This window comes from Methylobacterium sp. E-016, assembly GCF_022829745.1.
Lineage (GTDB): Bacteria > Pseudomonadota > Alphaproteobacteria > Rhizobiales > Beijerinckiaceae > Methylobacterium.
This window is the reverse complement of record NZ_JAKSYF010000171.1, coordinates 1-25,847: the sequence shown is the minus strand read 5'-3', so window position 1 is coordinate 25,847 and position 25,847 is coordinate 1. Positions and strand designations below refer to the sequence as shown.

Below are 25,847 nucleotides of genomic sequence, written 5' to 3'. Positions count from 1 at the left end.
TGCCCTGATTGGATCTACAACAACCGTAACCAGGTCGAGCGCCTCTGGGCCAGGCTCAAAGAGTGGCGCGCCATCGCCACCCGCTACGAGAAGACTGCCGTCAGCTTCATGGGCGTCCTCTCCCTCGCAGCCGCCCTCGATCGGCTCAAGCGATGACACGGCCTAAGCGGAGAGTGGGATGCCTTCTCTGGCTCCGTCGCGATCGGACTTTGCTGCTGAGACCCTGCGCACCTTGGCGAAGGGTGCGCATAATCCAGATCAGATTTTGAAGTCAGATGGCGTTGCCTACGATCTACCCCGGCAAGGCGCGCTCTGAAGCAGCGATGCCTGACGGAGTAGGACTGCAGCCTCACCGTGATCAATGGATGCGGCGGAGTATTTGCCTTGAGCACCGCCTCCGCTATGACACCCTAACTCCCACCCAGGAAGCCGAGAGAGCATTTTGATGCCCCATCAGACCGTCGTTTCAGCAATCGAAAGGTTCGAGCAAGAAACACGCCCTTCACTAAGCCTGCCCTCCAATTCCGGGTGGCTGTTCTTGATCAACGACACGAACAGCTTTTTGCGGCAGCAGTTCGGATTGCTCCCTTGGGGCGATTACGAGATGCATCAGACGACTGAGATGCTCGCCGCACGCGCTGCCGAAGTCGAACAACTCGGCGCCAAGTTTATGACTTTTGTCGTTCCTGAAAAAAGCGCGCTGTACAAAGAGTACCTACCTCCTCCACTTGACAAAGCCGTTGATGGGAGCAGGCCAGTGGTTAATTTGGCTTCTTCTGGCATATTACAATACGCTCTGGAGCACCTAGTACGATTTAAGTCGTTTGCCCCCTTGTATTTTCGAGGCGACACTCACCCGAATCGGACTGGCGCATATTTGATCTACAGATATATTCACGAGGCGATATCTAAGCATTTCAACATCGGAGCGGCAGTTCAATTCGCTGAATTGAAGCCCGACATGATCGGCTATGACGGCGATCTTTATAAAAGCGCGGGCGAACCGCTGATCAACGAGGCTGGTCGGGACAATTTCGAGCGGACGGTTAGCTTATTATCACCAGGACACTCACTGGAGTATAGCATGAGATTGAAACACGTCGGGCGTAAAAGCCGGGATGTAGATCCACCGGCTTATGCGGTGAGGCTTGGGGAACGGCCGTTTGTCTGTACCGAACAACCGGGAAGCGCTCTCCCGCGCTGTGTCATCATACGCGACTCGACCTCTGATCTAATGGTAGATTATCTCTGTGACCACTTTTCTCGATGCGTTGCGTATTGGCGAGAGGGAAACATCTACACAAATATTATAGAAGAAGAGCGTCCGGACTTCGTAATACACATTATGGCGGAAAGGTTTGTCTACACTCTCCCGACAAGCATTCCACTGCGTACGCTGCCTTGATTCATTACTGAACGTGATCGACCGTCAACGTCGACATAGCTTTCCACATATGATGGGTCCCCGTGGGCGGAGTAAAGGTGATGTTGAGACCATTGTTTACCGTATCTGCCGAAACGGTGATTGATGCGGTGGACCCCGCCCCTGTACTAAAGTCTGGCCCTGTGGCCGAGCTCGCGTCCCCAGTGTAGACCGTTGAACCAGTCGACCCACGAGTGAGAGCACCCGCACGAAACTTCCAGACGGCAGAGTCGCCATTCGTGGCATTAAGCGCCGTGACGTTGAACGCGACATTATGAGCACTAACCGCCTGTACTGTTAGTACGTTCTGGGTGCTCGCGGTCAAGGCGTCAGCGGTAAGGCGGAATGCCCCCGTCCCTGCCCCTCGGAACTGATGCAGGCCCCTTTGTGCGTCACCACGATTCGCAAACGCACCGGCCGAGAAAAACATAGCATTTTTTTGGGCATAGTCGTAGGTTCCGCGACCGAATTGTGTAACATTAGACCCGAGAGCATTGTGAAATGAACCAAATTGCACGTTGTTCGCGCTGCTTGGGCCGTTGTTGATGATGTCGCTTGTGTGGCCGTAGGCAAAACCGTTCAGAGAAAACCGCGTAATACCATTGATGCTCGCGCGGTTGCTGATGAGGTCTCCCGAGTCCGTGGAAACTTTAATAGATGCCCCCGATGGCGGGAGAACGATAGCACTTCCGTTGTCATACTGCCCAGAAAGGACAGCAAGCGTACCCGTACCCCCCGTCACCGTGAAGTTGTTGTAAGTAGACGCGGTGAGCGGAGGTTCCGTATAGAGGCCCGTGTTGAGAACTGACGCGGTTGTTACGCTTCCCAATCCGTCAGTCGCTGTCACAGTGAAAGAGGTCGGGGCGATCCCTGTGCCACCGGATACAGTCAAGACATCACCGACCGTGTATCCACTGCCACCCTTAGAGACGTTAAAAGCGGCAAGGCGGTAATGAGCGAAGGTCGCCGAGGACATATCAATACCGGCTGCGGAAGGACCTACAAAACGCCAGTAAGCGTCGACTGGATAATTGGAAGATCTAAATATCCCGCCAGCCCAGTTTGTACCGAGACCTCCCACTGCGTTGGATCGATTGAAGTTCATTACTATGCCGGCCGCGGCGATATCGTACCCACTGTCATTGATGTTCATGTCTCCCAGAAATTCAATGTACTGACCGTCTGCACCGCCATAAAAATTTCCAGCGAGGCAGGCGATCTCGGGGTTTGCCAGGAAGCTGCGGGCTCCCGCTTTGGTTGAGCCAACGACGCCGAAGCATTCAATAGCGGTAAGATCGCCCTGGCCGTACTGATAGAGTTGAAAAACTTTGCCAGCGGTGCCCGTGCGGCCATCGTTTCCTACTAGCGAGTTATTCCATCCGCTCGTGTTGTAGACGGACAGGATTTCCCCCGAGCTTTCATAGAACTGCTGATAGCCACGCGCCGGTTGGCCAAGGGTGCCTGCTCCTGCGATAATATGCTCATGCGCCGAGCCGACAGCTCCCAGGTCGCCATTAAAGGCAGTTGACGCACTGGAGAAGTTGCCGAGTGTTTTGGGGAATGTTTGCAGCGTGGTGAAGGTCGGGGCGCGCTTGTTTCCATCTGCTGTGATGAGACGACCTGGGCCTTGAAATGGGCCCGGCAATGTTGTCAGACCAAAGGTCGTCTTGCAGGCATTAGCCGGCGTTTCGGGGATGGCTGAACGACCTGCTGATGCCGCGGCGGATACAGCAGAACTGTCATCGGTCGTCCCGTCGCATCTGCCCCCGAGATCAAGCAAGCTAGGTGTATTGGCGCTCCGCGCCGCATTGATGCGAGCCGTGGTCCCACCCGTCGCATCCCATCGTTCGACGGCTAGGCCTCCCACCGGCAACACCTTCAGCAATGAGCCCCGACCGATCGTGCCATCCACGTTCTCGAAGAAGACCGTTTTATTTGCGCGATTGAACGCGATCTCACGCTGCGAGAACATCGGTGGAGCGTTGCACGGCTTCCTGGTCGAATAGGAGCTAAAGGTGAGAGGGAGCGCGCTAAGCGCCAGGACCGTGACAAGACTGCGTGTAGAGAAGCGGAGCATGCGAGGTCTCTGTTCAGAAGACGTCAACGTTAAAAACTTCATAGACCGTCCCGCCCTCCTCGACCCATAAGTCGGCTCGGGCAAGGAGGTCCGGCTGTTGCGACGCATCCGGGTGCGGGGCCGCGAGCGCGTCGACATGGTGTTCGCCTTCTCGACTGCCGCCTGCAACGTCATCAGCCTGCCAAAGCTGCTGTCCGACGCCATGGCGGCCTGAAAGTGCCGTCGCAAGGGCCGCTCCGTCACAGGCCGGTGGGCAAGGCAGGGGACTTCGGAACACCTTCAAGCCCCGTCTCCGTAGGCCACGACCGTCAGCTCTCAGAAGACACCCCCAAACCATTAAGTCAGGCCAACCGGTTTTCTTTTTGAACAGCCTGTAAAACAATAACGAGAGTGCTCCACAGGATGGAATGCACCGTAGCGCTCAATCTCTGTAGAACGATTATCAATGTCAGAACGGCGCTCCAGTCCCCAAGAGGAGCCAACAAGTGGCATACTTCGTTTGTTAGACCTAGCTGGCGAGCGACTCTTTCGCATGCGTCGCACTTATGAGACCCAACCCATTTCAACCATAACCAAGCCGAAGTCACGGAATATTAAGAGAATCGCCAACGGATCTAATAACGAAAACCGAACAATATCTACTATAAACAACCCAAGACAAGAATTTTCAAAATTCGAACAGCAACGATACTATAGAATCAAAGGCCTCGAAATCAAAGCCGGCTCAACAAACTTTTTCAGAACCGAGCTAGGGCTGAGTTGGATTCGCACCGACTCTGCAGCCTTCGCTCCAATCTCAGCACAGCGATCACTGTCATGGAGTTGCAATATATATTCTGCGGCGGCATTTATATCCGGCTCTGCCCACAAGCTACCTTTCGAATACGGACCAAACGCTCTAGCTGTCGGTAGTACGTCACAATCGACTAAGTATGAATTTTCATCCGACATGAACTGAAGATTGCCAGAATACCTAGTCGCAATAACAGGTTTTCCCAGTGCCATGGCTTCAGCGATTGTTAGTCCGAAACCTTCGAAGCGATGTAGAGAAATATATGCGTCAAGACCCAAAATGAATTGTCTAACTTCATTCCGACCCATTGGACAATAGAAAAACTCTACATACGGACGATGAAGCATATCAAGAATACGCCGTCCCCTAAAATCAAAATCGTCTCGCCCCATTATCTTAATACGGAGCTCGATATCAGCGCCAAGATCGCGCGCTCTGTCACAGGCATCGATTATAGCTAGAGGATTCTTGCGCTCGATCACAGATTTGCAATCGAACATAAACCCGAGAACCAGCTTTTTAGCTCGAGCGGTCTTAATTACTGCAGGCACGTCGGCCGCCGAGAATTCCACAGCATGCGGAACCACCCGTACCTCCTGCCGGATCGTTTCCGAAATGGCAGCCGCAGATGCGGCACTCGGGCTCCAAATCTCATCGAAAAGTCGGCCAAGACTCTCATAAGCAGTAGGTAACTTTTCTGTCTCCCATACCCAATAACCGCATTTGAATCTTCCGTGGAAGTCTGCGGGAAGAAAGTTCATAGCAAACGTCACCGTATCAGCATTGGCAATAATGATGGAACAGTCCGGAGATTTGTGGTAGGTGCCGAAGAATTCTTCCGTAAGCAGCTGAGGTTCAACAGAACGAAAGTCCGGCAGGACAAAGCATCGGATATCAAAATTACCGCTTTCCAAAGTTCTCAACATGCTTCTTGCCGACTCTCCCATTCCCGTGTGCGAGTGGAAAAACCCAGCGAGGTTGATCTTCAACTTGTTATTCATGCGATGGGAGGTGCCGGAAACGGACTCGACTTCCAAGCAATCAAGACGACCTGCAGATTCTGCCTTGATCGGTGAGAATAGCGCGGTAACGGATATCGTCTTTTTCGCATACGCGCTCCGGTATGAGCTAGCTGAGTCGCTAGTGGAGTCTACGATGCACTTCGGCTCCTTTCGGCCAAGCGAAACTGGAGTCTCTATTAAAGCACACGCCCCACCTTCAGAGCCGGACTCACAAGACGTCAAAACCCATTCATTCGCGCCAGAATTCTCGTCAACAACGTCCTTTGTGTAACATAGCCCTAGGTGTCTAATGTATTCTTTTTCGAGCAAGAGAAAGCACTTTACCAACGATATCTGCCTTAGGGAGAAGTTAAAATCGTCCCTATTCTGCTCTAACCACGAGCAAAACTGAAGCCCAACCTCCAGGTTCCAGATTTCAGAAAACATCTGTCGAACGTCCGCCAGCTGAAAGTACAGATGCAAGATCTTGGCGGCAGATATCATACATTCTTCGCAATCTTTCTCCTGGTCGTTTTCGTCTAAGGACGGAAACCCAAGCCGCTGTCTACACCAACTGAGAAAATATTGTAATTTTGCCCTGTCAACAAACATGTTTTTAAAATTCTGTAATAGGTCTAAATTCTCCTGCATTATTACCCGCGATAAAAGCGCAAACTCGTCGGAACGGTTTTGGCCGATCTGTAGTGACTCTCCGAAATAGCTAACTGCAAGACCGAGCCCCTCCGCCATGAGGCCCGATTCAAGCATCCAAGTTCTAAATCCAACATCTTGCGGATCTTGGGAAGCGAGAGGAAAAGCTTTTCCGACATCAGGACGCGTTGCAAGAAACGCTTGGGATATAAGGGGCAGCGGATCACGCCGGGTGTAATCGGCAGTACATATATAAATAAGGAATTCAGGAAGATTCTCTGCAGGCGAAGGGAGTGAGCGGCGTGATTTTATAGCAGTCCTGAAAATCCAGTTAAGTATCTTGTTGTTCGGCAAACCAAAGGCAATTTCACTGAAGTAATAGGGTAGCTGTGAATTGCGTGTATGTCCCTCATTCACAACAAGAGATGCATACTTCTCAAGAAGTAATTGTAACTCCCGGGCAAATGGATGCCGATATCGATTTTGGTGCCGAGAAAGAACCTCCTTGTCCAATGGGTTGAAGCCGCTGAAGTGAAAAAACACTAATGGAAGTCCGCAACAAAAAAACCGATCCCCCTCGATCTGTAAATCTCGCTCGTGCAAGTTCCAATAAGCAACGTTGTATCCAGGATGCTTCATGACATAACAGTCACAAAAACTTGGCAATAAGTCGCCCCATTTTTGGTCCACGAACAGCCCGTTTGGCAAGTCGACTACACAGTCAGAGAAAAGCTTTTCCTCCCACCACGTGACGAAAAGCTCAACATTGCTTCTATTCGACAAGCCTAAAAATCCAAAGTTATAGACTCCACTTCGGATTATATTTAACTCTGACGGCGCCGCCGAATCAAAGTAGGGTGTCAAAATGTGAGGTGTAACTACAGCATCATGGTGCTCGAGAAGGCTCATAGCTTCTGTCAGACGCTCAAAAGCTAATATATCCGGGTCGAGATAAATAACGGACGAAAAACTAAACGTCGAAAATAGAAACCTGAAGCAGAAAGGCTTTATCGCCGTATTCATCTCCATGATAGTGTACATATTCACCATCACCTCGACTAATGGAATGCCGACCGAATCAAGATTTATTAGTTCGTAATAGTCCCGAGTGATATCGTATCCCTGCTCCTTGTCGCACAAGAAGACAAAGCGCCTACTCTCCGGATGAAGTTCGCTGAGTGATCTCATAAGAACCACCGCAGAACTAAGATAATTCTTTGAAATTATTGTGAAGAAAGCTAAGTTTTGCATTATCTTAACCAACTAACGCTTGGGGATCTGGGGACGATTCCTGAAGTTATTCCGTAGATGGCGCCGAACAAAAGTTGATCCTTTATGCAGCGTTTAATGTTGCGGCACAACGAAGGCTCATACTATCACCTAACAACCATTAGCACTACCTGAGCGGAAGCTGAGAATTCTTAGCAAATCATCGACCTGGGTAGTTTGCCACTGATCGCGCCCGATTTCGCGGACACGGGGGTTAGCTCGCGTTCCGCTCGGCCTGCTCGGGGGTGACGTAGCCGAGAGCCGAATGGATGCGCTGCCGGTTGATGTCGCCCGCAATGTAGGCGAACAAGTCGCGTCGGGCCTCGTCCCGGGTCGTCCATCGTCGCTGGTTGTGCACGCGGCCAACTTCGGCGTCTACGGCGTGCGCAAGGTCTGGCGGCAGCTCGCCCGCGAGGGGACCGTGACCGCCCGGTGCACCGTGGCTCGGCTGATGCGAGCGATGGGCTTGGCCGGGGTGGTGCGCAGGCGCAGGGTCCGCACCACCGTTCCCGATCCGGCGGCGGTCTGCCCCCGCGATCGGGTCAACCGCCAGTTCAAGGCCGCGTGCCCGAACAAGCTGAGGGTCGCGGATTTTACCTATGTCGCCACATGGGGCGGGTTCGACAACGATCGCCTTCGTGATCGACGTGTTCGCCCGCGGGATCGTTGGCTGGTGTGTGTCCCGGTCGGCCCAGGCGGACTTCGTGCTCAATGCCTTGGAGCAGGCCCTACACGAGCGTCGCCCCTTCACCGGCAGCGGCCTCGTCTGCCATTCCGACCGCGGGTCGCAATACGTGAGTATCCGCTACACGGAGCGCCTCGCCGAGGCGGGTATCGAGCCCTCCGTCGGCAGCCTCGGGGACAGCCACGATAACGCTCTCGCCGAGACGGTGATCGGCCTGTTCAAGGCTGAGGTGATCCATCGGCGCGGGCCGTGGCGATCCTTCAAGGCAGTGGAATACGCCACCCTCGAATGGGTTGATTGGTTCAATCACCGCCGGCTGCTCGAACCGATCGGCAACATGCCTCCCGCCGAGGCGGAAGCGCGCTATCATGCCCAGGCCGAGGTCCAAGCCTTGGCCGCCTGACCCAAACCAAGCGGCCTCTGGGAAACCCGGGGCGTGTGTGGATGCCCCCTGTTTGGCAAGCTTGATCTGCGATGTTTCGGCGGGGTCTTCGATCGGACGTGTGTCAGGCCTCACGATGTGGCCTTCGATGACGCCACGGGCCGGTATGCTGTTCGGAAGGCTGGGTTCACATCGGTTCAGAGAGCTGCAAGCGCTCGAGCCCCGGGTCTGAATGTCCCTGCCTTGAACTTCGAAGTCCGTGTCGCCTACTCCTCGTCGATCGCTCGCCCCGGCCTTGCGGCCATGGTGTGCCTTCGCCCTGTTGCGGGGCTCGGGTCACGCCATCCGGTAATCTTCCTGCCTCGTCGTCACGGCCCAGATCATCCGCGCCATTTTGTTGGCCAGCGCGACCGCCGCGACCATCTTCGGTTTGCGCGCCACGAGGGTCGCGAGCCAGCGGTTCGTGCTGCCGCCCTTGCGAACCACCCAGCGGATCACGCTCATGGCCCCGACAATGAGCAGCCGTCGGATATCGGTCTGGCCCATCTTGCTGACGGAACCAAACTTGGCCTTGCCGCCCGTGGATCGCTGCCGTGGGACGAGGCCGAGCCAGGCGGCGAAGTTGCGTCCGCTGTCGAACGTGCCGAGATCCGGAGCGAAGGCAGCCACGGCCCCCGCGGTTACCGGCCCGATCCCCGGTATGGTGCACAGGCGTCGCAGATCAGTGTCCGTCCGCGATGCCGTCTCCAGTTCATCCGCCAGCTGCTCGATCACCTCCGTCAGCCTCGCGATCTGGTCGAGATAGACCGACCCCATCGCGCGCACCGCGCCAGGCAAGTCGCCGACCTCGTTGGCCAGAGCCTCTTCCAGCACCTTGAGGTTCGCCGGCCCCTTCGGAGCGACGACGCCGAATTCGGCCAGGTGGCCACGAAGCGCGTTGATGAGTTGCGTGCGCTGGCGGACCAAGCACTGATGGGTGCGGAACGCCACCGCGCGCGCCTGCGTCTCGGCGCTCTTCACCGTCACAACGCGCATGCTCGGGCGCGAAGCCGCCTCGGCGATCGCCTCCGCATCGGCGCGATCGTTCTTCTGGCGCTTGACGAACGGCTTCACGTAGACTGCCGGCACAAGCCGGACCTCGTGGCCGTTATGCTGGGCCACGCGACCCCAGTGATGGGACGTCGCACACGCTTCCATCGCCACGACGCAAGCCGGCTGATCCGCCAGAAGCGCCGCGAACCGAGCCCGCGACAGGGCACGGTTATAGAGAACCGATCCATCCGGTCTGACGGCACAGACTTGGAAACTGCCCTTCGACAGATCGACTGCCAGCATGCTGATGTTCGTCGTCATCGATGACCCCTTCGATCGGTTCCAATTGAACCGTCAGGCATATGAGATGCCGTTCGGTGGGGGCATCCACCGCATCAGTTCACAACTTGAACTGAAGGCTACATACTAGAGCATTTTCGGGCTGCGCTGAATCGCGTGGATGGGGTTCACGCGGCGCTGTTGGACTGATTCACTGATCGCTCCGGAGAAAGAGCGAAGCATGGGCCGACCCTACAGCCAGGATCTGCGCGAGCGCGTGGTGGAGGCCGCGGCCGTGACCTCGCGCCGCTAGGCGGCCGCGCGCTTCGGGGTCGGCATCGCCACCTCGATCCGCTGGATGGCCGCGCTTGCGACGACGGGGACGGTGTCCGCTCGTCCGCAGGGAGGGCGCGTCGCTCGAAGCTCGACCCGCACGAGGCGTTCCTGCGTGCGCTGATCGATGCGAAGGCCGATGTCACCCTGGAGGAGATGCGCGCAAGGCTGCGGGACGAGCACGATCTCACAGTCGGGCTCGGCACGCTGTGGAGTTTCCTCAACGCACGCGACCTGACGTACAAAAAAAGACAGCTCACGCCGCCGAGCAAGAACGCCCGGACGTGAAGGCCGCGCGCGAGGCGTGGTTCGAGGGCCAACTCGATCTCGACCCTGCGCGCCTGGTTTTCCTTGACGAGACCTGGACCTCCACCAATATGGCTCGCACCCGCGGACGGTCGCCCCGTGGCGAGCGGCTGCGCTCACCCGTGCCGCACGGCCATTGGAAGACCACAACCCTGGTGGCGGGCCTGCGCCTGTCCGGGATCGCCGCACCGTTCGTGCTCGACGGGCCGATCAACCGCAACGCCTTCCAGACTTACGTCGATCAGGTCTTGGTGCCTGAACTCATCCCCGGCGACATCGTCCTCATGGACAACCTCGGCAGCCACAAGGGTCCGGAAGTGCGGGCGGCGATCGAGGCGGCAGGCGCACGGCTGTTGTTCCTGCCGCCCTACTCGCCCGACTTCAACCCTCGTATGGATGGCTCCTGCGGGTCAAGGATGTCGGATCGGTTCGGGTGAACTGGTCGGTTGCGGCCATGTATACGGCGTCTGATCTGCAGCGGGATCGCCGCGCGCCCTGATGAAGTCCGCTTGGAGAACAGGTCCCACTCAATCGAGCGCGCTCGAAGCGCTTCGGATTGATCGGGGTGTCCTGGTTCTTCCTCTCCGTTTGTTCGCCATCACCTCACGTCGCCCTGACCGTTCGTTCAGCCGTTCAGGCGGTGGTCGCCTGCGGCTGGTAGCGTGAGCCGTCCCTGAGGACAGCGAAGATCGTTCTTGCCATGCGATGTGCCAACGCGATGGCGGCGACTTTCGTCTTCTTTCGGGCCAGCATGTCGGACAGCCAGTCCTGTCTCGGGCCGCACCTGGATCTCACCATGATCTGCGACATGGCGCCTAGATAAAGCAGCCGCCGAATATACCGGTTGCCCATCTTCGAGATTCGCCCGATCCTCTGTTTACCGCCGGTGGAATGCGGCTTGGGGGTCAGGCCGAGCCAGGCGGCATAGTCCCTCGCGCAGTCGAAGTTACCGACGTCCGGCGTCGTCGCTACGATGATCGTCGCCGAGAGCTTACCGACGCCCGGGATCGTCGCCAGACGCTGGCTCGTCTCGCATTAGGCGTGTTTCGCTTCGATCTCGCCCGTCAACCGCTCGATCCGCGTATCGGTGTCGACCAACTGCTCGAAGAGCAGACTGACGGGCAATCGGGCCGCGTCCGGCAGTTGGTGCAGTTGCGTCCTCAGCCGATCGACATTCTGCGCGCCCTTGGCTGCGATGATGCCGAACTCCGTCATGTGAGCGCGGATCGCGTTGCCGATCTGCGTGCGCTGGCGGACCAGAAGATCCCGCGTGCGGTGGAGAACCAGGACCGCAGAGCAGGCTTCGCTCTTCACCGCGACAAACCGCATGGAGGGACGCGTGACCGCTTCACAAATGGCGGCCGCGTCGGCTGCGTCCGTCTTCCCGCGCTTCACATAAGGCTTTACGTAAGACGGTGGCATCAGCCGGACGTCATGACCCAGTTCCTGAAGCCTGCGCCCCCAGTCGTGAGCGCCCCCGCAAGCTTCCATGCCGACTAAACATCGCGGCTGCTTCTCGAAAAACGCGAGCAGCTGGCTTCGACGGAGTTGTCGACGCACGAGAACACGACCGCTCGCATCGACACCGTGGATTTGGAAAACGCTCTTCGCGAGGTCGATACCGACCGTAACAAGTTCGGACATGGGTGGCTCCTCAGCTTGAGGCGACAACATCCCGACTATGCCCCAACGCAACGCCGGGAGCAGGAGCCATCCACACCATCAATCGAGATGGCCTTCTCAATCGAGATGGCCTTCTCAAAGCTGAGGCCCTACTGCGAAAGGCGGCCGAACGCACCGTCGAGGGTTTGTGGTCGGCCATGGGAGGCCTCGTCGACACCATCACCCCGGACGAGTGCGCTAACTTCTTCGCCGCTGTAGGATACGAACCAGATTAAACCGAAAATGCTCTAACTGTTCAGTTGCGGGGTGAGATGGGTTGGATCGTATCTGAAGCGGTATGGTTCTTCTGCTCAGGCTCGGCAGGTCGCTTCGTATGTCGTGAGGCCGCGTAGTGTCCTGACCCGCCGAGCGAAGTTGTAGGCACCCAGGAAGGCGGGAGGTGTTCCCGCAGCTGATCGTGGCTGGCGTCGTGGTAGCGTTTAACCGTCGCCTCCTTAAAGGTCCGGTTTGCTGCTTCGTGCTGCCCTCCTCGGGTGATACGCTCGAATTGGCCATAGGTTCACGGGTGGTTTGGTTTGGTGAGCCGATGCTCGATGTCATGCGCCCGGCAGATCTGGTCGAAGCGGTTGACGCGGTACAGGGCGGTTGGGCCGCGGCGGTTCTTGGGCAGCTCGGCGAACTGGATGCCGCGGTCGGTCAGGATGGTGTGCAGGCGGTAAGGACAGGCCTCGAAGAGCGCCTCCAGGAAGGCACAGGCCAAGGGCCCCTCAGCGTGTTCGTGCAGCTGAGGGAAGGCGTATCTGGACGTCCTGTCGATGGCCATCCAAAGTTACAGCTTGCCTTCGCCTGTGCGGACCTCCCCGATGTCGATGTGGAAGCAACCGATCGGGCAGGCCTTGAAGGCCTGCTTAGGTGGTTTGTCGCCGCAGACATCAGGCAACCGGCCGATCCCATACCGATTAAGACGCCGATGCAGCGACGAGCAGGTTAGGTGCGGAATGGTGGCCTGGAGCGCGTAGAGGGAGTCGTCGAGCGAAAAGAGCGTGTACCGGTGCAAGGCGACCACCACCGCGTCTTCCTCGACCGTAAGCACGGTGGAGCGCGGCATCTGCGGTTCAATCGCCGTGTCATGCACGAAGGCTCGCATGCGCCACTTCGCGACTGTCTCGGGTTCAGCTTATGCTGCGCGCCAAGGTCTTTGAGCGGAGGTTTCGACCGCTCTGGCGATGCTCTGACCGCGCGTGTGGCCGTGGCACAGCCGTAAAGAACCTGTCCCATAACGCCTTCCGACGTACGTCGGCCTCAGCTAAGCTGACGACATCACAGCGCGTCACTGCACACCTAACCTATTACTGGAAGTTGATAAGAGGTTCACACGATGGAACATCGAAACCTAATCGGGCGTCCTCCAAACACTGAATCTGGCTCAGATCGTCCACGCACCGAAGCCCGTCTGGAGCGGAAATCGAGTGAGGGAGAGCCAAAACACCAAGCTCCGTTCGATACCAAATATTATTGCTGGACTTACGGAAATTATTCCGATTGAACTGATGCGTTTCCATACAAAAACAACGATATCCGAGGCGGCGTAGCAAGTTGAACGGCTCTGTAGCAAGATTTATATCCAAGACCTCAAAATAAACCGCAGGAAGATCGCGAGAAATCATCTTCCTGGCTCCATATATCACCTGCGACTCCATTCCCTCTACATCAACTTTCAACAAAGAGACAGCAGATGGAAAACGTAGACTGTCAAGCGGAATGATCGGAACTCTCGAAAATGGAGGCTGCACTTCCACAGCCTTGCCCAGCCAGCCAGCCAACCTTGCCCAGAAGTGCAGTGAGGTGACCCCGTCAAGCTTAAACGCGCCTGCGTTGTCTTCATTCTGACTAGGACCTGCGAGAGTGACCATGCTGAACTTCGCGCCACAAGCGGCTTGAACAATGCACACGTTCCGAGCATTATTCCGGATACAATTCACCTCAGCCAAGGAAGAAACGACAGGTCGGGGTTCAAATCCCCACACAACGGATTTTTCACATCTCCTCGCAAAGGCAAGGGCATGGGTGCCGATGTTAGAACCAACGTCCAGAACCATTGTACCATCACGTATGTATTGGGCAAGCACATGAATTTCATGCTCCGCCCACTCTCCATACATCTTCAGCGAACGAGTGATAACTTGATCTTCCGCGAAGGCGAGCATAGGACCATAGCGGCATTCATGCACATCTACTACGGAGTCGAACAAAGCCTCAGCCATTGCGAAGTCTTGCGGGTACAGGGAGAAATCTATTAAATTTCACGTGACCTCTTCCCTTCTCATCGCAGCTAATGGACATGGGACCCCACTGGGCGAGGAAGTTTTTGTTTAAGACGGTGCACATCCAGGTCACTGAACAACAGAGCACAGCTGTACGTGGGCCTAAGTAATCCTCCAATGGGCGAATGTTGCAGTTCCATCCGACAGCGTCACGATACACCAGCCCTCCGCGCGCTGAATCAGATCATAACCGCCTAAGCTTCCCGGATCGCGGTCGTCCGCCGCCCTCAGCTTGTCTAGGGCTCTGTCCCATACCCAGCACCATAGTTCCGTGCCTCCAACCCTGGAAATGGAAGCATGCGCCTTATCCACTACCCAGCCGCCCTTGGTGAATAGGATAGCCTGTGTAGGCATCTCACAGCCTGGTGAAGCGAATTCAGCGCGGCAGCTTAGTCGTTCACCATCGATCAAAATGTCAACTACCCGTGCTTTAGCAAAGGAGTTGACAGGCATGAGGTATCCGCCACAATCACAATAGCCGTTCCCTGCATTCCATAAATCAGGCTCAGGAGGAGTCAGGTTCGTCGCCTCCCAGACCAGAAAACAACTTTGATAGAGCTCCTCTTTGAGAACCGATAATAGCGCCTCGTGCTGCACGACCGAGCCAAGGCCGTCGATAATGACTACCTCCTGTCTGTCTTCCTGCCTAGAGCTCAGCAATTCGACAGCAGCTTCGGCGATCTTCGTCGAAAGTATCTGTGTCCCTCTCGCGCCAGATCTGCTAATAATCTCCGTCACGCCGGACATTGTGACCGGATCAAAGTGAACGCCGGGATAAAGCTGCGTAAAAGCGTCAATAGCCAGGTTATCAACGCTTAGAACCTTTACCAGACCTGGCGCAGAAAGGGCCCTGGCAAGATATGACTTTCCAGTGTTTGGTGCCCCGCGCAAAATGACTGCTGTAGCTCGGCGCGCCCGACAATGGAAAACTGTGCGATCAAGAGAATCACCCTTCTCGGAACGACCGACTGGCCTCCATGTGAGTCCAACACCATCAAAGATTTCCGAGAGCAGTTCTATTGTCGGGTAGAAAACAGAGCCGTCAGGTCGGTCGACCTGTTCTAGATGAACGCCTTCCTTTTTAGAAACTCCAGTCTCCACGATTATAAGGCCCGACTGCGTAAGGCAGTTTCTCATGTCTCTCAAAAGCTTAGCGATTTTATCGCTCGAGCCTAAGTAGTGTAGAGTGGAAGCATACAAAATTACATCAAACTTCTCGGGGGGTAAATGGTCCCAAGATTGCTCGATGAACTCTGCATCAGGGAAACGGGAGCGAGCACGCGCAATAGCGAGGGGAAAACTGTCGATTCCTACTACTCGCTTGGCCCCAGCTTCAAGAGCAACGCCGCAATAGTATCCTTCATTACACCCCACATCTAGGAACGTACGGCCCCCCAGAGGAGGCAAATGCAGAGCTCTAAGCTTTGCTCTGCTGTCGACCATTCCCTTTGCGTCGTCGAACGTTTGATATTGATATTCCACGGCTTACCCTCGTTCTAAATCGACACGTCTGCGGCCGATGTCAACCATGGCGCCCACGTGCAAGCGCACCAGCGCGGCCGAAAAGCTTTCATGTATGTAGCTAACTGACCCGCGGACATCCATAGTTGGAGGAGCTCGGTGCACCTTTCGAGTGTTTGAGCGCACCAGATCAGATCTGAGCTCATATCTTAGCACGCCGAACAGCTCTACTATACCATTCCGTCAAAGTTGGAACACCGTAAGATAACCGCGCCGTTTTATGGTGCGAGACCCGCTGCCGGCAACAAGTAACATGTGTCACGAAAAGACATCCTTCTGCTACACGTTTGTGTGTGCAAATACCTCCGGTTTCTCCGATCGTAGCCAGTGCAAGTAACTTCTTTCACTAACCTGAAAGGGGTGAGTGAACTGAGCCTGAAGGTCGCTGCTATTGCGGTACAACACCCGTGCTGATTTCGGAATCGGTGTATTATCGTCGAACCTTCCGTATCGCCAGTATTTAGTAGGGATCCCTGGGAGTTCCGCAGCCGCGATTGCCCTTTTGTACCAGTTCCAAACTTCGAACACGGCCAGCCCTCCACTAGCGTACCGGTCGGTCATGATATCACCCTCTGAGTTTATTTTCGTGAAATGGTAGAAGCGCAGAGGAGAATTATGATTTACAAGAATCCGGCCAGAAGAGCAGATGGTCAAAGTTCTGCGGCTAAGGTTCCAACTTGCCACGTTATACCCTGGGTCTCGCTCGACATGTACATTTCCAAATAGCCCAGGTACGTGGTCACAATATTTCTGATCTGTAAAGATCCCATTTGGAACGTCATCGTAGCAAGCACGGAATAGACAGGATGCCCACCACCGAGCCATCCCTTTTCCGTCTTCATCGTTCCGGACTGCTAGAAAGCCTAGATTGTAAATGCCGTACTTCATCGATGTAATTTCGTTATCGATCACCTCGCTTTCCGTCAGGTTCGGTTCCACCTGATGCGGCGTGAGTACAACCGAGTATTTATCCAGGCGACGCTCAATCTCCGAAAGATCGTGAAAGAGCGCAATATCGGGGTCCAAATATATAACCTTTTCCGCGCCCAAGCTAAGTATATGTAACAGGGCATGTCCCTTGACCGCGGTGCAGGCCTCCACGATGTCGTGCTTGAAAATCCACGACGACCAATTCTCGCCGTACAGTCCCGCGGGGTTCAGTACATAGTCGAACTCGTTGACCCAAAATGAGTCGCTAAGCCCTTCTGGAGGGGTATCGACCATCACCGCCCATAGGGTCCAGCTGGGATGGTTTCGGCGAACGCTCTCGGCGAGAACACGTGCTCTCGATAGGTATGAGTAAGTGAAGCTTGTGTAGAGGTGAACGCCAGACATCAATATCTCGCCTTATCTGTCTGCAAATGCGAGTGCGGCAGTGGTGCCAGTGTGCGTAAGATGTCCCAAGGAGATCGGGTATCTTGCACGCGCGCGGGCGTATCCGACGGCGTGATGTAGCACGAAGAATCCGATCAAATCGTCCGGAGAGTCAAATACAAGTCCTCTACCTGTTCTAGCAATAGTCGCAGTCACGTTTCCACTGTCCGCAAGCGTTACAATGTCACAGCCTGCGGCCAAAGCTTCATACGTTACATACGAAAACGTCTCTGGCCAAGCGGCGGCCATTACTACAAGGTCAATATTATTTTCTGCTAGCAACCTCGTCATTGCTTCCCGGTCGCTCGAAGTGACATCAACCTCAATGGATACCACCTGATCAGAGTAGTAGAGGGAAGATGGAGAAGCAAAGTGAAAAAACTTATATCCGCGCCTATGCCGCGTTTCCTTCATGATGCGCTCAAACACCGCCCATCCTTTGTGGTAGACAGGGAATCCGAGGTAAGCGACTCTAACTGGATCAGCAGATAGCCCAATTTTATCTGGATCTCTCGGGGCTTTCCGAAGCCGATTGGTTGTTACGGAGCAATGTTCGACAGTTATGATTCCTTCCGAATATAGGCTTGTTGATGCTTCCCAGAGCTTCCGCGCGCTCTCGGAAGGTGCAACTACGACAAATCTCGCTTCCTGGAAGAGCCTTCCCATCAGATCCAACTGGAGAGCGCGAGATGTGCCGTAAATGCAGATTCTGCATGCCTCGGATGAGAGCGGAGGGGCATGACAGAACTTAATGTCGTTCCGCAATAAGTTGAAACCTGAACATAGGGAGGAATAGTCGTGTAGCCAGAAGAAGGATCGGTCGGGATTAAGTGCCCTCCTAACTCTGAGTAATCCGTCGACGGAATGACCCAGAGCACAGTGTACAACAAATATTTTCTTCTTCTTGTAGCTATAAGCGAAATGCAACATTGCGCCTTCTATTTCGAGGTCAGTTGCCGCACCTACGACCTTACCGTCGACAACTATGCGCGATATCGCGAATTCTGCTGTTTCCTCTTTCAGTAGTAAGCTGCCGCGCAAAGGTGAGGAGTGGAGATATGTATACTTCCGTTGGTTAAATAGAAGTTGCTCGTCGGAGATGAATATCTGTATCCCGCCGGTGACATTGGTGTAACAATCATGGCTGATCGAGAAAACAAGTCCTTCACTGTTGGATAATGCTGCTTCAAAGATGGCGATAAGCGAAGCTTCGTTCAGACGGACATGGGCCGGCGTTGTATAACCTGCAACTTTATCTTGGGGGGAAGCTAAATTTGCCAGTATGTCTTTTCCAGCGGCACCGTCTTTCTTAGCTGCCCGACCTTCATGCTGTCCTGCTACTACATAGTGCCAAAAAGGATTCACCTGAGCGGACGCAACATCTGGGTTGGTAGCCAGGTAATAGCTTGTGCTGAACCATGGAGTTGGATCGCGGCCTTCCCGCCAACCTGTATAGTAGTAGTGTTCTATCGGATCAACGCCGGCGTCTTTCACGTCAGAATTGTTCCGGATATAGAACGCGCGGTCAAAACAGGCTGCTACGTCTTTCACATCATCGGCGTAAATCTCCTCAGGCCTTTCACCGGCCTCATTTTCTATTTCACGTGAAAGTAGGAAGGATTGTTCGGGCTCCTTCAGGAATTTCTCATAGCTCAGCCGCACCAATCTGTTCGTCAGGTCGACAGGCTTTGTTCTTGCTCGCGTTTCGTCTTTCCTGGAACGAGAGTATGCTGTGTTTAGTTCCGGCTGCGTTGAGGCTTCCGCTTCCTGCGATAGTACGGCGTTGGTAGTCGCAGCGCTGGCAATCGCAGGCGGCACCAGATGTGAAAATCCTGTCGGATTTAGTGATACACCCTGCGTTGAGTATTCTGCTGAGGGAAGCAGCCCCATTTTCCAGCCCCTGAAGCAATAGTGGGCTGAAAAGCTTAAATGAGGCGGAACAGACTCTATTATCTGTGATTTGTAAAATTTGGTATCTATGATTTTCTCTATTACACTAACCCAATCAACATCCGCTCTGCCGAAAACCCCTTCATTTATTGCCTTCAGTGGGACAGGCATTCTGTATAGCCTCCCCTCCTGGCGACCCGACAGCATAAAATGCAGCAATGGATTCATGCCAGATGTGCGTACATCTTCGTTCATCTCGAGGTACGAGCTTGTGTCAAACCAGGCATTAGGGTTCAATCCCTCGAACCACCCTACGTAGAAGAAGTGACGGAGAAGCTGTTCATCGCTCAAGCTGCTGAGGTGTTCATACTGGAATCGATAGAAGATGGGATCGAAATTCGCCCGTAAGATTTCTGGTATCAGTCCACCGTTGAAGGATATATGGTAGTAGTTTACGTTGCTCATCGTTCTTAGCTCTTTTAAATCTGCGGCATAGGGGACGGGGCGATTTGCGGCGTGAGATCGTGGACAATCGAGTATGAGTTTCTCCAGCGCTGCACCTCTATTTTTTTGTTCCTAAGAGTTATATCAGCGCCGCAAATAAATCGTCGAGTGCTGGTTGTTGTGCTTGTGTTAGGCAGGCGCGATTACGTCAAGTCCCACTGGCCTGTTAGTAGCTGCTCATCTTCTAGAATGATTTTCGCCACTTCTGTATCTTGGCTACAAAGTCGTTTTACTAATCTATGCACCTCTAATACCTCTGCAAAATGCTGTTTAATGGGGATCAATGTGCTGACACTGTTCTTGTGCTTCCTGTGGTAGTTCATCGGGCGAGAGTCATGATATACCATGCCCGACATGGCACATGATTTTACGTAGAACTGCCAGTCCCCGCAAATTCTAAATTTGAATGCTTGATCACCTAGCTGGTCATAAACGGTCCGCAGGTGACGCGTTCTCCAGAGCACTGAACTTACGTTCGGTATTATATTTCGGACGGAAAGATATTTTTTTAGAAACTGGTTGGAATTTATGTACTGACTGGTGCCTATCAGCCCGCGCCCGTAGTGCTCGTAAAACGTTTTATATTGGTCTGAGCATATGCCCGGATGCGGGTTATCTAGGGATAAAGAATAGCAAAACGCGAAGTTTGTCTTTGGTTCAATTCTTAGGGCACTCAACATGCGTTCTAGAAATCTTAAATCAGAACTGTCGTCAGCTTCGGCGATCCATATGTAATCCCCTGTGGCTGAGTCGAGTCCTCTTTTCCATTGCCGAAAAGGGCTTCCGGAATTTTGCGTGTTAACCAATATGTAGTTTGAGTAGCTAATTGTTTTCATCAACTCCATAATCACACGCAGCGTTCCGTCTGTCGACCCATCGTCCAGAAATATTATTTCCGCGGGTTTTTGGCTTTGCTTTGTTATGGTCTCAATTCTTTCTCTTAGAAAATTCGCGTGATTATATGCTGGAACAATCACTGAAATGGATGAATGTTGCTGCTTGCATACATCTGCTTTGGAAAGTTTATTGCGGCCCCGGGGCGCTTGGCCTTCATACCTCATGATCAATCTTGCTTTCTTGTCATTCCTGGGCGAGCTTGAGCAGGTTCTGTCCGTAGGCCGTCTTGGCGAACAGCTTTCCTCGGGCGATGAGCTGCTCCTTGCCGATGAAGCCCTGCAGGTAGGCGATCTCCTCGAGGCAGGCGACCTGGAGCCCCTGCCGGTGCTGCAGCGTGCGCACAAACTCGGAGGCCTCCAGCAGGCTGTCATGCGTGCCCGTATCGAGCCAGGCGTAGCCGCGCGACATCCGCTCAACGTGGAGCTGGCCCCGCTCCAGATAGGCCTCGTTGATGCTCGTGATCTCCAGCTCGCCCCGGGGCGAGGGCTTCACGTCAGCAGCGATATCGAGCACCTGGTTGTCGTAGAAGTACAGGCCCGTCACTGCCCAGGGGCTCTCGGGCTCGGGCGGTTTCTCGACGAGGCGCAGCGGACGGCCCTCCTTGTCGAGGGTCACGACGCCGTAGGCCGCGGGATTGTCCACGTGGTAGGCGAACACCGTGGCGCCGCTCTTTCGCGCGCGGGCACGACCCAGCAACTCGCTCATGCCGTTGCCGAAGAACAGGTTGTCGCCGAGCACCAGGGCGACATCGTCCGCGCCGACGAAGTCGCGCCCGATGATGAAGGCCTGCGCCAGGCCCTCTGGTCGAGGCTGCACCGCGTAGGAGAAATGCAGGCCGAACTGCTCGCCGGTGCCGAACAGGCGCTTGTAGTTGTCGAGGTGCTCGGGCGAGGAGATGATCAGAATCTCGCGAATACCCGCCAGCATCAGCACCGAAACCGGGTAGTAGATCATCGGCTTGTCGTAGACCGGCAGTAGCTGCTTGTTGATCGACAAGGTCGCCGGATGCAGGCGCGTGCCGGTGCCTCCGGCCAGAACGATGCCCTTCATGCCCGTGTCTCCTTGGCGGTGTGCTCGGGTCCGACCAGCCGGTCGAGGATGTCGTCGAGGGCCTGCGTCCACGGCCGTGGCATCAGGCCGTAGGCGTCGGTCAGGCTCTGGGTCGAGAGTTGCGAATTGGCCGGACGTCGGGCCCGCATCGGAAAGGCGCTGGAGGGAATGGCGTCGACGGGGATGTTCCGCCCGCCGCGCCCGGCGGCCGCCGCGATGATGGCCTTCGCGAACCCGCACCAGGTCGTGGCCCCCGCATTTACGAATTGATGCGTGCCCGTGGGCGCATCCGGTTCGCGCGCCAGCCTTTGCGCGATCACCGCGAGGCCGGCGGCGAGATCGCCCGCGCTGGTGGGGTTGCCGTGCTGGTCGTCGACCACGCTGAGGCGATCGCGCTCGGCGGAAAGCCGCAGCATGGTCTTGACGAAGTTGCCCGGGTGCGGGCTCACCACCCAGGCGGTGCGGATGATGGCGTGGCGCGGGTTGGCCGCGCGCACAGCGATCTCGCCGGCGGCCTTGCTGGCGCCATAGACGCTCCGTGGGTTCACCGGTGTCTCGGGGGTGCAGGCGCCCGCCCCGCCGCCATCGAAGACGTAGTCGGTGGAAACGTGGACCAAGGGAATGCCCGCCTTCTCGGTGGCGGCGGCCAGCAGCGCGGGGGCGACCGCGTTGAGGCTCCAGGCGGCGGCGATGTCGCCCTCGGCCTTGTCGACGGCCGTGTAGGCCGCCGTGTTGATCACGGCCGCGTAGGGGCGCTCGGCCAGGGCAGCGTCGATCGCGCCGGCGTCGGTGATGTCGAGGTCGGCGCGGGTCGGGGCGTGCAGGCGGAACTCCGCATCCCAGAGCGCGTGCGCCTGCAACTCGGTGCCGACCTGGCCGGCACCGCCGAGGATGAGGATGTTCATGGGGTCAGCCATCCACCGGGTTCAGGCTTGCCTGGCGGGGGAACAGCCCCAGGCCGAGGCGCTCGCCGGTGTAGCGGCCTTCGCGGATCGGACGCCACCACGACTCGTTGTCGAGGTACCAGCGCACGGTCTCCTCCAGGGCCTGCTCGAAATCCTTCGTCGGATGCCAACCCACCTCGGCCTCGGCCTTCGAAGGGTCGATGGCGTAGCGCCTGTCATGGCCCGGACGGTCGGTGACGTAGGTGATCAGCCGGTCGTGGGGCGCCTGCTCCGGGCGCAGCCGGTCGAAGGCGGCGCAGAGTGCCTTGACCACCGCCAGGTTGTTGCGCACCGAGCGGCCGCCGAGTAGGTAGGTCTCGCCGAGGCGCCCCTTCTCCAGCACCGCCACGAGGCCGCGCGCATGGTCCTCCACGTGGATCCAGTCGCGCTCGTTCAGGCCGTCGCCGTAGACGGGCAGGTTCCGGCCCTCCAGCGCGTTGAGGATCATCAGCGGAATGAGCTTCTCGGGGAAGTGGCGCGGCCCGTAATTGTTGGAGCAGTTCGTGATCAGGACCGGCAGGCCGTAGGTCTCGTGCCAGGCACGGGCCAGGTGGTCGGAGGCCGCCTTCGAGGCCGAATAGGGCGAGCGTGGGTCGTAGCGGCTCTCCTCGGTGAAGAACGCATCCGGCGGCAGGGAGCCGTAGACCTCGTCGGTGGAGACGTGGAGGAAGCGAAACCCCGCCTTGGCCTCCCCCTCGAGCCCGTCCCAGTAGGTGCGCGCCCCGTCGAGCATCACCTGCGTGCCGACCACGTTGGTGCGGATGAAGGCGCCCGGATCGGTGATCGAGCGATCGACATGGCTCTCGGCGGCCAGGTGCATCACGGCCTCGGGGGGGAACTCCGCGTAGAGGGCGTGCACGGCCGCCGGATCGCAGATGTCGGCCTCGACGAGCCGGTGCTTGGGGTCGTTCGCCAGGGGCTGCAGCGAGATCGGATTGGCCGCGTAGGTCAGCGCATCCAGCGTCGCGACCTCGTGCCCGAGATCCTGGACAAGGTGCAGGACCAGGGCCGATCCGATGAAGCCGCAGCCGCCGGTGACCAAGATGCGCATGGGACGAATCGATCTCTCGAGGAATCGGGGCGGGCGGGACCCTCCGGACAGGGTTTGGACTTCAAGGGCGTTCGACTTGAAGGAAGCTGGATGGACTTTGACCGGAACGCGACAAGACTCAGAAAAGAGGCGGAAGACCGGCCAGCCGTGGGGCGACCTTGTCCTTGGCCGAGAGATGGGCTTCCGCCGCGCCGACGGGCCAGTCGATGCCGAGGTCCGGATCGTTCCAGAGAAGGCCGCCGTCGTGCTCGGGGCTGTAGACGCCGCCCGCGACCTTGTAGGCCACCATCGTATCCGGCACGAGGGTGCAGAAGCCGTGCCCGAAGCCGATGGGGATGTACAATTGCTCGCCGTTCTCGGCGTCGAGGCGCACTGCCACATGCTGGCCATAGGTGGGGGAAGCGCGCCGGAGGTCGACCGCGACGTCGAGGATGGCGCCGGCCAGAACCTGGATCAGCTTGGCCTGGCCCATGGGATGGCGCTGAAAATGCAGGCCGCGTACGGTTCCTTGAGGCGCGGAGAAGGACTGGTTATCCTGGATGAAGCGGTCGTCGATGCCGGCCTCGGCCAGAACGTCGGCCCGGTACGTCTCCGAGAACCAGCCCCTCTCGTCGCCGAATCGCTTGGGAACGACGCGTTTGACGAGTGGAATGTTCGTCTCGATTACCTGCATTGATCGCTCCCTTAACCCGACCAATGGTGCCCTTTAACACAGCCTCAGTCTACTCAGCTGGGGCACAACTCACTGCCACATTTTATCTTTGCTCCGGCCGGGCATTACTTCTCGCGCAAACCGTGACTCACTCGATCGAAGAGGGGTCCAAGGAAATAGTCGAGAGGCGTCTGCTCCCCGGTCGTGATAATAGCCTCGGCTGGCATCCCGGGCTTGAGCTTGTCCTTTATCTCCGACGGGACGGTTGATGCTTGTACGACCACCTCGCCTTGGAAGTAGATATTTTGTGGATTTTGGGCGTCAGTCACACGGTCATACGAAACCGAGCGAACCTTTCCGAGCATTATGGGAACACGGCGCGAGTGGTAGGTCGGGAATCGAACCTCTGCGCGCAGCCCCTCGGAAACAGAGTCGACGTCATTCGGAGAGATCTGCACACTCACTGTTAGCTGATCGCCCGTCGGGGCGATCTCTAAGATGGTATCTCCGGGCCGGATCACCGCACCGATGGTGAACACCTTGAGGGACTGAACAATACCTGTCCGGGGCGCTCTAACATCAAGGCGGCTTAAGACGTCTTGGGCGACGCGCTCCTTCTCGATGAGATCGGATAAGTTTTTGCGGACTTCGATGATGTCTGTCGAAACCTGCTGCAGGAACTGTTTCTGCGTCTGAATGATCGTCAGCCTAGTTTCGCCGATGGATTGAGCGCCCTTCTTGGCGTCCGAGATCGCGCGGTCCAGCATGCCCTGGAGGCGGATACGCTCGCGTTCGAGCGCGGCCACACGGGACACGGGTACTAGCTGCTTTGCCAGCAGCTGGCGCAATCCGCCAAGTTCCTGATCAATCGTGACCAACTGCTGCTTCGTTGAGTCCGCGTCGTTGGTGAGTGCCCGGACCTCCTGCTCTGTCTGCAGGATCTTGGAGTTGAGGACGTCAACCTGAGAGCGGAGGTACGTGGCTCGCTCTCGGAGATTGCTCTGCTGGTCCTCAATGGCCCGAGCGACGGCTGGCTCATGGGCGCGTGATGCTACGTTTTCGGGAAGGATGATTTTTCCTGTTTGATCGCGCTCCGCGATTAGGCGGGCCTCTTGGATGCGGGCCACCGCTTGCTGGCTTCGAATTGTATCGAGCGATGCTCGTGCCTGGGTCTCATCAAAGCGGAGAAGGACTTGCCCCTCCTGAACCTGGTCGCCGTCGCGGACAAGGATCTCCCGGACAATCCCGCCTTCGAAATGCTGGACCGTCTTTTTGTTCGATTGAGCGATGACAACGCCCGGTGCAATGGCTGCACTCTCAAGCTTGGCGACGCTTGCCCACCCGGCTCCCCCGCCGAAGGCAAGCAAGATCACCAAGTAGGCCGTGAGCACGGGCTTGCGCCAATCCATCTGGATCGGCGGAGGCGGCACAACGAGTGCATGAGTCATGGCCGGTTTCACTATCCTACTTCTGCATGGCGGCTGGAGAGTTGCTGGGGTGCGACGGAGGCATTGCCACGCGGAGCGGGCTGGGGCGTCATCACCGTATCCCGCAGCCCGAAGGTCGAGACAGTTCCATCCTTCAGAACCAGGATGTAATCCACCAGCGTCAGGATGTTGGCCTTGTGCGTGATCAGCACAAAAGTCGCGCCGCGGTCTTTGAGCGCCTGCAACCCCTGCGCCAGAGCGGCCTCCCCTAAGGCGTCCAAGTTCGAATTCGGCTCGTCGAGCACCACCAAGGACGGATTACCGTAGATGGCGCGCGCCAGCCCAATCCGCTGCCGTTG

General features: G+C 56.5%; 15 protein-coding genes and 6 pseudogenes. 5 read left to right on the top strand and 16 right to left on the bottom strand.

Annotated features, from left to right (window positions below; all coding sequences use genetic code 11):
- On the top strand, nt 1-156 hold a 156-nt coding region (locus MKK68_RS25465; RefSeq protein WP_244033321.1), incomplete at its 5' end, for a transposase.
- A gap of 289 nt (nt 157-445) precedes the next feature.
- Nucleotides 446-1,405 carry an alginate O-acetyltransferase AlgX-related protein gene (locus MKK68_RS25460; RefSeq protein WP_244033320.1) on the top strand — a complete coding sequence of 320 codons (960 nt, stop codon included), beginning with the start codon at nt 446-448 and terminating at the stop codon, nt 1,403-1,405.
- A gap of 4 nt (nt 1,406-1,409) precedes the next feature.
- Here MKK68_RS25460 and MKK68_RS25455 read toward each other — a convergent pair whose 3' ends face one another.
- Complete coding sequence (locus MKK68_RS25455; RefSeq protein WP_244033319.1) at nt 1,410-3,395, bottom strand: hypothetical protein; 1,986 nt, start codon at nt 3,393-3,395, stop codon at nt 1,410-1,412.
- Nucleotides 3,396-4,190: 795 nt separating this feature from the next.
- Nucleotides 4,191-7,196 carry a glycosyltransferase family 4 protein gene (locus MKK68_RS25450; protein ID WP_244033318.1) on the bottom strand — a complete coding sequence of 1,002 codons (3,006 nt, stop codon included), beginning with the start codon at nt 7,194-7,196 and terminating at the stop codon, nt 4,191-4,193.
- A 370-nt stretch (nt 7,197-7,566) separates the two neighbouring features.
- Here MKK68_RS25450 and MKK68_RS25445 point away from each other — a divergent pair.
- Nucleotides 7,567-8,302: pseudogene (locus tag MKK68_RS25445) on the top strand (IS3 family transposase); the annotation flags it as partial.
- Nucleotides 8,303-8,617: 315 nt separating this feature from the next.
- Here MKK68_RS25445 and MKK68_RS25440 read toward each other — a convergent pair.
- Entirely contained in the window at nt 8,618-9,634 is a 1,017-nt protein-coding gene (locus MKK68_RS25440) for an IS110 family transposase (protein WP_244033317.1), read from the bottom strand.
- Nucleotides 9,635-9,833: 199 nt separating this feature from the next.
- Between MKK68_RS25440 and MKK68_RS25435 the strand changes: the two are divergent.
- Nucleotides 9,834-10,620 (top strand): annotated as a pseudogene (locus MKK68_RS25435) (IS630 family transposase); the annotation flags it as partial.
- 244 nt (nt 10,621-10,864) lie between these two features.
- On the opposite strand, the pseudogene MKK68_RS25430 reads toward MKK68_RS25435, so the two are convergent.
- Nucleotides 10,865-11,875 (bottom strand): annotated as a pseudogene (locus tag MKK68_RS25430) (IS110 family transposase).
- Nucleotides 11,876-11,974: 99 nt separating this feature from the next.
- Here MKK68_RS25430 and MKK68_RS25425 point away from each other — a divergent pair.
- Nucleotides 11,975-12,129: pseudogene (locus tag MKK68_RS25425) on the top strand (IS630 family transposase); the annotation flags it as partial.
- A gap of 12 nt (nt 12,130-12,141) precedes the next feature.
- On the opposite strand, the pseudogene MKK68_RS25420 reads toward MKK68_RS25425, so the two are convergent.
- From MKK68_RS25420 to MKK68_RS25365, 12 genes and pseudogenes are all read right to left on the bottom strand, one after another.
- Nucleotides 12,142-13,132: pseudogene (locus MKK68_RS25420) on the bottom strand (DDE-type integrase/transposase/recombinase).
- Between the two features lie 71 nt (nt 13,133-13,203).
- On the bottom strand, nt 13,204-14,118 hold the full coding sequence (locus tag MKK68_RS25415) for an FkbM family methyltransferase (protein ID WP_244033316.1): 915 nt from the start codon (nt 14,116-14,118) through the stop codon (nt 13,204-13,206).
- A 162-nt stretch (nt 14,119-14,280) separates the two neighbouring features.
- On the bottom strand, nt 14,281-15,660 hold the full coding sequence (locus tag MKK68_RS25410) for a class I SAM-dependent methyltransferase (RefSeq protein ID WP_244033315.1): 1,380 nt from the start codon (nt 15,658-15,660) through the stop codon (nt 14,281-14,283).
- Between the two features lie 318 nt (nt 15,661-15,978).
- Nucleotides 15,979-16,926 (bottom strand): hypothetical protein, encoded by a 948-nt coding sequence (locus MKK68_RS25405; protein ID WP_244033314.1) that lies wholly within the window; start codon nt 16,924-16,926, stop codon nt 15,979-15,981.
- Between the two features lie 120 nt (nt 16,927-17,046).
- Complete coding sequence (locus tag MKK68_RS25400; RefSeq protein ID WP_244033313.1) at nt 17,047-19,428, bottom strand: hypothetical protein; 2,382 nt, start codon at nt 19,426-19,428, stop codon at nt 17,047-17,049.
- 182 nt (nt 19,429-19,610) lie between these two features.
- A complete protein-coding gene (locus tag MKK68_RS25395) occupies nt 19,611-20,528 on the bottom strand; it encodes a glycosyltransferase family 2 protein (protein WP_244033312.1) in 918 nt (305 codons plus the stop codon).
- A gap of 19 nt (nt 20,529-20,547) precedes the next feature.
- Nucleotides 20,548-21,414 (bottom strand): glucose-1-phosphate thymidylyltransferase RfbA, encoded by an 867-nt coding sequence (gene rfbA, locus MKK68_RS25390; RefSeq protein ID WP_244033311.1) that lies wholly within the window; start codon nt 21,412-21,414, stop codon nt 20,548-20,550.
- Nucleotides 21,411-22,319, bottom strand: a complete 909-nt coding sequence (gene rfbD, locus MKK68_RS25385; protein ID WP_244033310.1) for a dTDP-4-dehydrorhamnose reductase — start codon at nt 22,317-22,319, stop codon at nt 21,411-21,413. Before rfbD ends, rfbA begins: the two co-directional genes overlap by 4 nt.
- 4 nt (nt 22,320-22,323) lie before the next feature.
- A complete protein-coding gene (gene rfbB, locus MKK68_RS25380) occupies nt 22,324-23,409 on the bottom strand; it encodes a dTDP-glucose 4,6-dehydratase (protein ID WP_244033309.1) in 1,086 nt (361 codons plus the stop codon).
- Between the two features lie 118 nt (nt 23,410-23,527).
- The gene (rfbC, locus tag MKK68_RS25375; RefSeq protein ID WP_244033308.1) at nt 23,528-24,082 is read right to left on the bottom strand and encodes a dTDP-4-dehydrorhamnose 3,5-epimerase; all 555 of its coding nucleotides are present in this window, start codon (nt 24,080-24,082) and stop codon (nt 23,528-23,530) included.
- A gap of 104 nt (nt 24,083-24,186) precedes the next feature.
- Nucleotides 24,187-25,509, bottom strand: coding sequence for an HlyD family type I secretion periplasmic adaptor subunit (locus MKK68_RS25370; RefSeq protein ID WP_244033307.1), 1,323 nt, complete (start codon nt 25,507-25,509; stop codon nt 24,187-24,189).
- An 11-nt stretch (nt 25,510-25,520) separates the two neighbouring features.
- Nucleotides 25,521-25,847: pseudogene (locus MKK68_RS25365) on the bottom strand (type I secretion system permease/ATPase); the annotation flags it as partial.

What these genes read in the sequence shown, in the direction of transcription:
- MKK68_RS25395 (WP_244033312.1), bottom strand. Translation starts at nt 20,528, where the DNA reads ATGAGGTATGAAGGCCAAGCGCCCCGGGGCCGCAATAAACTTTCCAAA.
- rfbC (WP_244033308.1), bottom strand. Translation starts at nt 24,082, where the DNA reads ATGCAGGTAATCGAGACGAACATTCCACTCGTCAAACGCGTCGTTCCC.
- MKK68_RS25370 (WP_244033307.1), bottom strand. Translation starts at nt 25,509, where the DNA reads ATGACTCATGCACTCGTTGTGCCGCCTCCGCCGATCCAGATGGATTGG.
- MKK68_RS25415 (WP_244033316.1), bottom strand. Translation starts at nt 14,118, where the DNA reads ATGGCTGAGGCTTTGTTCGACTCCGTAGTAGATGTGCATGAATGCCGC.
- rfbA (WP_244033311.1), bottom strand. Translation starts at nt 21,414, where the DNA reads ATGAAGGGCATCGTTCTGGCCGGAGGCACCGGCACGCGCCTGCATCCG.
- MKK68_RS25460 (WP_244033320.1), top strand. Translation starts at nt 446, where the DNA reads ATGCCCCATCAGACCGTCGTTTCAGCAATCGAAAGGTTCGAGCAAGAA.
- rfbD (WP_244033310.1), bottom strand. Translation starts at nt 22,319, where the DNA reads ATGAACATCCTCATCCTCGGCGGTGCCGGCCAGGTCGGCACCGAGTTG.
- MKK68_RS25455 (WP_244033319.1), bottom strand. Translation starts at nt 3,395, where the DNA reads ATGTTCTCGCAGCGTGAGATCGCGTTCAATCGCGCAAATAAAACGGTC.
- rfbB (WP_244033309.1), bottom strand. Translation starts at nt 23,409, where the DNA reads ATGCGCATCTTGGTCACCGGCGGCTGCGGCTTCATCGGATCGGCCCTG.
- MKK68_RS25440 (WP_244033317.1), bottom strand. Translation starts at nt 9,634, where the DNA reads ATGACGACGAACATCAGCATGCTGGCAGTCGATCTGTCGAAGGGCAGT.
- MKK68_RS25450 (WP_244033318.1), bottom strand. Translation starts at nt 7,196, where the DNA reads ATGCAAAACTTAGCTTTCTTCACAATAATTTCAAAGAATTATCTTAGT.
- MKK68_RS25400 (WP_244033313.1), bottom strand. Translation starts at nt 19,428, where the DNA reads ATGAGCAACGTAAACTACTACCATATATCCTTCAACGGTGGACTGATA.